This window comes from Shewanella profunda (assembly GCF_023283765.1).
Taxonomy (GTDB): Bacteria; Pseudomonadota; Gammaproteobacteria; order Enterobacterales; family Shewanellaceae; genus Shewanella; species Shewanella profunda.
On the sequence record NZ_JAKILG010000082.1, the window covers coordinates 1 to 7,902 of the forward strand.

Here is a 7,902-nt window from a genome sequence, read left to right on the forward strand (position 1 = left end):
ATAAAATTCATAGCGTGCGCCTAAAGTTGTTTTGTAGATCAGATCAACAACATCAGCGCGAGTTCAAAAAAATCCCCCGAATTTATCGGGGGATTTGTGTATAAGAGACAGTGCTATGCAGCCTTTTTCACTATTTCAATTAGATTAAACTGTCCATGGCAATAGTTTTTGAGCGAGTCTGTTAGACTCACCTAAACGAATTGCAGCGCGGTGGCGCATCCGGTAGAAAGCCTGATAACACAGGGGGACTAAATACAAGCTGGTTATTGTTGAGAAAGATAACCCGCCAATAATGGCAATCGCCATCGGTGAGTAAGGTGGACCGCCACCGCCGATTTGGGTTTCGCCCAATGCCAGTGGCAGCAAACCAAGTACAGTTGTACCAACTGTCATTAACACCGGGCGTAAACGCGTGATACAAACCTCCCGTATAGTGTCGGAAAGCTTATCGAGATCCGGTGTCATTTGGTTGATTTGATCGACCAGTACTATGCCGTTGTTTACTACAATACCCATTAAAATTAATATCCCTATCATCGCCATTACCGAATTGGGAGTGCCAGTTAAGAATAGCGCCCAAAATACCCCCGTTATCGAGAATAGGATTGAGGTGATAATGGCCGTGGGTAGAAGCAAAGATTCAAATAGCGCCGCCATCACAATGTAAATCATCGCAACGGCTAGTAGCATGTTAATCGCCATGACGCTTTGCTCTTCATCCTGACGTTCGAACCCACCGCGCAGTGAGTAGCTATATCCATTGGGAAAATGAATATTATCCATCACTTGTTTGATTTTTATTTGTGCTTCTTCCGTGGTCATCTCCTCTAAATTAGCGCCAATCGACAGTGAAGTCTGACGATTGTAATGCCTGATAGTATCGAAGCGTGGTTGGATTTCGATGTTCGCTAAGTTATCTAAGGTGTAAACCCTTTGGTCTATGCGTACTATGGGCAACTGTTTAAGTTTCTCTAAGGATTTTTGCCATTCTTTTTCATAGGCCATCTCAATACGGAGTTCACCATTGGGATCGTGGCGGAATGATCGCAGTGGGGAGCCACGCAGAGCCATAGAAATGCTTGATGCCACTTCGTTGAGCTTTAAATCTAAGCGTGCTGCCATTTGTCTGTCGATACGGATCACCACTTCTTGCTGTGCGCCGTTAAGCTCGGAGCGAACATCTTGCAATCCTTTAATATTGGAGAGTAAAGGGAGTACTTGTTCACTCAAGTGAATCAGTTCAGTGGTCGAGCGCCCGGTGAGTGTGACTCGAACACCAGAGTTATCATTGCCCCAGCCAAATTGTGGCTTAGCGATGGAATATTTAGGGAAGCCACTGCGGATTTTCTTCTTCAACTCATCAAGTGGTATAGGTAAGTCTTTCTTTAACAGAATGACCGATGAGCCATCGTCAGAAGCATAGTAGCTATATACGGAATCTATATGGAATTCTTCTTTATTTTTATAAAGATATTCTTCCATTTGATTAACCATAGCCTCTGTAACATTAAGATTATGGCGGCCTTCTACCTGATAGTTGATGTAAATTCGCTCTTTACTCTGACTATCTTCTTGATCCTGCTTAACCATGGATAGCGGAAGCGCAGTAGAGGCGAGAATTGCCACTGCGATCATGCCTGAACGCCAGGGTCTGAGTAATACCCAGTTGAGACTATTGTTATAGAAGCGTTGCAGTTTACCCGGATCTTTCTGGGGGGCAATATCGAAATGGAGCTTAGTTAGCAGCAAAGGGATCAAGGTTTTGGCAACGAGTAATGATGCGGCAAGGGAAATACAAATGGCAATCGCAACATGCTCAAGAAAAATGGTGATCTCGACTTTTACCCCAAAGATATTGGGTAAGAATACAATGGCGGTTGTCATTGTGCCTGCTAATACGGCGAGGGACACTTTATCGACCCCTAGCATCACCGACTCTTCATTATCCTTCGGCAATTTGCCTTGCTTCTCTTGTAGAACACTTTCTGTCACCACAACGGCGTTATCAATCAACATACCAATGGCAAGCAATAACCCCATCATAGAAAGGATATTCAAGCTGTAACCCAGCAAATACATGGCGGCGAGCGTCATGCCTATTGAAATGGGAACAGAGGAGACAACCACTAAGGTCATTTTGAAATTACGCAGAAATAAAAATAGCACCACCACCGAAAGCAGCGCGCCAATCAAGCCCGAGAGCAGTAAGTCCGTTAGGGATGATTTTACCCCTGAGGCTTGATCTTCCATGATAAACAGGCGAATACCTTGGAACTGTTGGTCTTGTTTTGCCTGTTCGATCACTTTGAGTACGCGTTCAGACACTTCGACTAAGTTGGCGCCTGATTCTTTAAATACATCTAAGCCTACGGCATAGTGCTTATCTAAATGGCGGCCTTCAATACGTTCGGGTAGGGCAAACTGTACATCGGCGATATCGCCGAGGGTGAGCCCTGGGATCAGTATCAGCGCGTTAATATCTTCAAGATTTCTAAATTCCCCCTTAGGAGAGACTTGATAAACGATGTTGCTGGCCCTGAGAGTGCCTGCGCTAATCACAAAGTTCTCTCGGCCCAAACGCTCCTGTAAATCTGCTGCAGAAAACCCACTCGCTGCTAGACGGTCGGCATTGATACGTACTTCAATTTGTTTTTGTTCAACGCCATAAAGATTGACCTTAGACACGCCCTCAACCCGCTCAAGGGGGCGCTTTAGCTGTTTATCGAGCAGATCAAAAGCACCAGACAGCTCCCGCTCACTCGATATACGAATAGTCAGTACTGGCATATCGGCAGTAGAGAATTGACGAATAAAAACGCGCTCAACATCCTTGGGTAATAAATGCCTTACCGCATCAATTTTCTCCCGTGCTTCGAGGCTCTTAGTGGCGACGTTTTCTCCCCACTTCATATTGATTTCGATTTCTGCACCTTCTTGGGAGGATTCTGATTCGAGCTCATCAATCCCACCCATAGTGGCGAGTGACTCTTCCAGAATCTTAGTGATATCCCGCTCAACCTCCGCAGGTGTCGAGCCCTTATAGGGCACTTGCACGACAATCTGCGGAATATCGATACCGGGGAACATTTCCAGTGGTAATAGGCGACTAGATACTAGCCCAAACAGCAAAATAGCAAAGAAAAACATGCTGGTAGTCACTGGGCGCTTAATGGCTAAACGGGTGACATTCATGGACGAACCTCCGCAGCAACATCGCCTGTAACGGCATATTTTTTACGGTCGAACAGGGCGTAGAGCACGGGAAGTACGATGAGTGTCAGTAGCGTCGATAGACTCAGACCAAAGATCACCGTAATCGCCATAGGGGCACGCACTTCTGAACCATCACCTAAACCTAAGGCCATTGGCAGTAAACCTAAGGTGGTGGTGAGGGTGGTCATCATAATGGGGCGTAGGCGCGATTTTGCAGCCAGACTTATCGCATTAAGTTTTTGGACACCTTCACTGCGCAATTGATTGATGCGATCAACCAGTACAATTGCGTTGTTTACCACAATGCCTGCCAGCATGATAAGACCAATAAACACCACCACACTCAAATGAGTTTGGGTGAGGTATAGGCCAAGAATACTGCCACCCAGTGCCATAGGTACTGCAAAGAGGATTAATAGGGGATGAAGCAGAGATTCAAATTGACTCGCCATCACTAAATACACTAAGAAAATCGCTAAGACGAGGGCAATTTTGAGGGATTGGAACGAGTGCTCCATTTCTTCATTTTGACCACCAAAGCGGGCTTGCACCGATGCAGGAAGTATTTGTTGTGACAAGATGTCCTGTGCTGTAGCTACCGCGTCACTTAAATCACCGTAGGCAAGGTTCGCCGATACGAGCGCGACCCGTTGCTGGCTGATGCGGTTTATTGCCGATGGGCCTAGTTGTAGTGATACTTCGGCCACCGCACTTAACGCTATGGGATGACTGCTATTAGGATTGATAATCAAGGCATCAATATCACTGATTTGATCCCGTTCCGCTAGCTCGCTGCGTACCAGAATATCAATTTTACGGTCCCGTACAGTGTATTGGCTTGCAACGGTGCCACCGACACGTTGGGCGATACGATTTGCAACCATAGGCGCATCCATGCCAAGCGCAGCTAAGCGAGCATGATCAAAGCGAATACTCAATTCAGGTTGACCATCACGCAGACTGGTATTGACGTCGGCAAAACGATCAGAAACCGCTAGTGCTTTAACGAGATTATCTGCGCTGCGTTTGAGTAACGGTAAATCATAGCCTGTGAGTTCAATTTCAAGCGGCGTTTTAAAGCTAAATAGCTCTGGTTGCTCGATTTTGGCCTCAAGTTCAGGAATACGGCGCGCGGTATCACGCAGCACTTGAGTTATAGCGTTATAGGCACTGTGATCGTTAAGTACCACCTGTAAACGTCCCCAGTTTTCACCACCACGGGCAGTATCCGAGGTCATTAAGCCGCCACTGCCAGCTTGGCTATAGGCATGTTTGACTTCCGTTTTGTCTTTAATCGATAGCGCAAGTTGCTGCAATACCTTGTCCGTTTCACTTACTGCCGTTCCGGGTGGTAATAGAATTTCCACATAAAATTCACCCTGATTCATGGGGGGGATTAGTTCCATACCAAGGCGTGGTAACAAGCTAATGCAAGCGCCTGTGATCGCAATGGTAAGTAGTAGTGTTATTTTTTGTTGACGCAGTGCCGAGGCTAATAGTTTGTGATAAACCCTCTCAATACCGTGGTACATAAAATTAAAAGCCGAGCTTAGAGGCCGCATCACTAAACCGATTAGCCATGAGAATAAGCGACCTAAAATTAGCACTAAGGTGAGCGCTGCACTTGGTAAGTAGCTAAAAATTAATAGAATAGGGAAGGAGAATACAGTCGCACTGTAGTGTTTTAGTTTGCCCATTTTAGTGGTGGGTTTGTTTTTCGGCTCAGTTTTTATTAAGGCTGGCAAGGTTTTAAAGCCTTCCCGTGATGCCAACATTGGAATTGATGTTAAGGCGACTAATAACGAGGCCAATAGCGCAAAAGTGACAGTCAAGGCTTGATCCGAGAACAATGCTCCGGCTATCCCATCGACAAACACCAGTGGTACAAACACCGCAAGTGTTGTGAGTGTTGAGGCAAAAATTGCACCTGCTACTTCTTTGGTGCCCGTTACTGCCGCGTCTAGCTTACTCATGCCTTCGCTGCGGCAACGGTCTATGTTTTCTAAAACCACGATGGCATTATCGACCAGTAACCCAATGGCGAGGGCAATACCACCTAATGACATAATATTTAAACTAATATCAGCAAAATACATCATGTTAAAGGTAGCAATAACCGAAAAGGGGATCGAGATAGAAATAATCAGTGTTGGTATGATATTTCGCAAAAAGAGGTAGATCACCAGCATAGACAATACGCTGCCTATCAGGGCCGAAGAGGTGACTTCACTGACCGCACTTTCGATAAACTCGGATTGATCGTAAATCACCTCAAGCTTATTTTGTTTAGGGTCTTGATTGATTTTGAGCAGTTCTTCGCGTAATTTTTTAGCGACAGCCACAGTATTGGCATCACCTTCTTTATAAATAGCCAATTCAATTGATTCTTGGCTACCAATGCGAGTGATATCGCTGCGCTCTTTGTAGGCGTCACTGATAGTGGCAACTTCAAATAGACGTACTAAGTTTTGCTCATCACGATAAACGATCACTTGACCTAACTCTGCTAATGAATTGAATTGGTTAAGTGTTCGTACTAAGTATTCGCGATCTCCTTGGATAACCTTACCCGCTGATAGGTTAATATTTTCTTCATTAATGCGGCGTTTAATATCATCGGCGTTGAGATTGAGCTGCGACAGTTTTTCCTGATTAAGCTGAATGTGCACTTCTTGCTCTAAACCACCGGATAAGCGTACAGCAGCCACACCTGAAAGTGCCTCTAAGCGCCGCTTGAGTTCTTCATCGGCGTAGGTACGCATTTGCTTAAGCTGGGTTTCAGAGGCGTTTGGCACCGACAGTGCAAGGCGCATAATAGGGTCAAGATTCGGGTTAAAGCGCAGTAATAGTGGTTTTTTAACATCGAGTGGTAGGGCAATAGTGTCGAGTTTTTCGCGCACATCTAAACTCGCCATATCCATAGTCGTGCCCCATTCAAACTCAAGCACTACATCCGACATGCCAGAACGGGAAATAGAGCTGATTTTACGTAGCCCTTTAACGACACCGACCGCTTCCTCAATGGGTTTAGAGACGAGCTGTTCTACTTCGACAGGTGCAGCACCATCATAGGTAGTGCGAATAGTGAGGGTTGGATAACTTAAGTCTGGAAGTAATTTCACCGCTAAGCGAGAAAACCCAACCATTCCGAATAAAATCACCGCCAGCATGAACATCCATACCGTGACTGGCCGTTTAACCGATGTGCTGATAATTGACATGAAAGACTCCTATTAGTTCTTCGCCGAAGCGAGATCGAGTGGCGTGATCACTTCAACTAAGGATTGGTCTTTCAGATTTTGGTGTCCACGGGTAACGACTTGTTCACCAGGTTTGATACCTGAAACAATTTCAACCGAATCACCTTCACGATAGCCAATTTCAACTTCACGGCGATTCGCATTAGTCCCTTCAATAACATAAAGTGCTTGCTTGTTATCTTGGTTAATCAAGGCACTGTATGGAACAGTAATCACGTTTTCGTGGGTATCGTATTTAAGCTCAACACGGGTAAACATTCCGGCTTTGAGGCGTGCATTCTCATTGGGAACGGCGAGAGTTACCTTAAAAGTACCACTTTGGGGGTCGACGATAGGGCTAATGCGCAGCACTTTGGCATCTATAGTATGTTTGTTTTGTTGGTTGCCAAAGATCTGTGCTTCTTGACCAAGTTTAAGGCTAGTGAGTTGTTGTTCTGGCAAATGCACTATGCCGTGAAGTTCATCCTGATTGACGATGTAAAATAGTTCGCCAAATTCCTTCGCCATATTACCTGTTTTAACGTAACGTTTTGCGATAACACCATCAATAGGGGAGATAACACGGCTTTCTTTCACTTGCAGCTCGGCAAGATCCTTTCTCGCGATGGCGGCTTGCAGATTGTATTCAAGTTTGGCCATAGAATCGGCGCTAATAAATTCCTTATTGCTCATTTTGTTTAGGCGGTTAAGCTCTTGCTCAATAATTTTTACTTCGGCTTCCGAACGGTCTAAATCATATTGTTGTCTTTTAGAATCGATAACAGCCAGCACTTGGCCTTTTCGTACGCGGTCGCCTTCTTCTACTGTGATGGATTCAATGAGCCCAGAGATACGGCTTACGACATTGGCTTCTTGAGGGGCTTCTAAGGTTGCTGTTGTACTGTAAAAAGAAGAAACATCTCCTTGCATCACAGTGGTAGTTTCGACCGGAATGGCATATTTTTCTTCTTTTTTTGCCACTTGCTCTTCACCACAGGCCGCTAACATTGACATCATTAATAAAGGCAAGGCGAAGGTTGTTATTTTATACTTTTCCATAAGAGAGTTACCTATTATCTTAGTTGTGATGTCAATGGTTAGCAGAAACTATGCCAATATTTAAACTTATTTAATTTCAGTATGTTACTCTGTTTTTACGCTTTTAAGAATTGATTGTTTTTACCAAATGTAGCTAAAAAGTTTAAAAAGTGATGAGAATAACTAAATGCGGTTAATGACGATTATTCAAGTACGTAATTGCAACAATTGATGACTGGGTTATTTGAAATGGAATTGTAGGCATAAAAAAAGCGCCCGAGAGGCGCTTTTTAAAAAAGTAATGACCCGTCCTAAATAGCGTTGACACTTTTCAAACTCATTTTGGAGAGTGTAATGACTTCAACAATTAAACGAACTCAACGTGATTATTCCCTCGCTTTTAAATTGGCCG

General features: G+C 44.6%; 3 protein-coding genes. All 3 read right to left on the reverse strand.

The features are described 5' to 3' along the window. Positions 1-144: 144 nt before the first annotated feature. From L2744_RS21075 to L2744_RS21085, 3 genes are read right to left on the reverse strand one after another with little or no spacing between them, the layout of a single operon-like run. On the reverse strand, positions 145-3,192 hold the full coding sequence (locus L2744_RS21075; RefSeq protein ID WP_248993713.1) for an efflux RND transporter permease subunit: 3,048 nt from the start codon (positions 3,190-3,192) through the stop codon (positions 145-147). Beyond that, complete coding sequence (locus L2744_RS21080; protein WP_248993714.1) at positions 3,189-6,434, reverse strand: efflux RND transporter permease subunit; 3,246 nt, start codon at positions 6,432-6,434, stop codon at positions 3,189-3,191. The genes L2744_RS21075 and L2744_RS21080 overlap by 4 nt, the downstream gene beginning before the upstream one ends. A 12-nt stretch (positions 6,435-6,446) precedes the next feature. Next, positions 6,447-7,511, reverse strand: coding sequence for an efflux RND transporter periplasmic adaptor subunit (locus L2744_RS21085; protein ID WP_248993715.1), 1,065 nt, complete (start codon positions 7,509-7,511; stop codon positions 6,447-6,449). Positions 7,512-7,902 lie beyond the last annotated feature (391 nt).

Excerpts from the sequence above, each read along its gene's own strand:
- L2744_RS21080 (WP_248993714.1), bottom strand. The coding sequence starts at position 6,434 with ATGTCAATTATCAGCACATCGGTTAAACGGCCAGTCACGGTATGGATG.
- L2744_RS21085 (WP_248993715.1), bottom strand. The coding sequence starts at position 7,511 with ATGGAAAAGTATAAAATAACAACCTTCGCCTTGCCTTTATTAATGATG.
- L2744_RS21075 (WP_248993713.1), bottom strand. The coding sequence starts at position 3,192 with ATGAATGTCACCCGTTTAGCCATTAAGCGCCCAGTGACTACCAGCATG.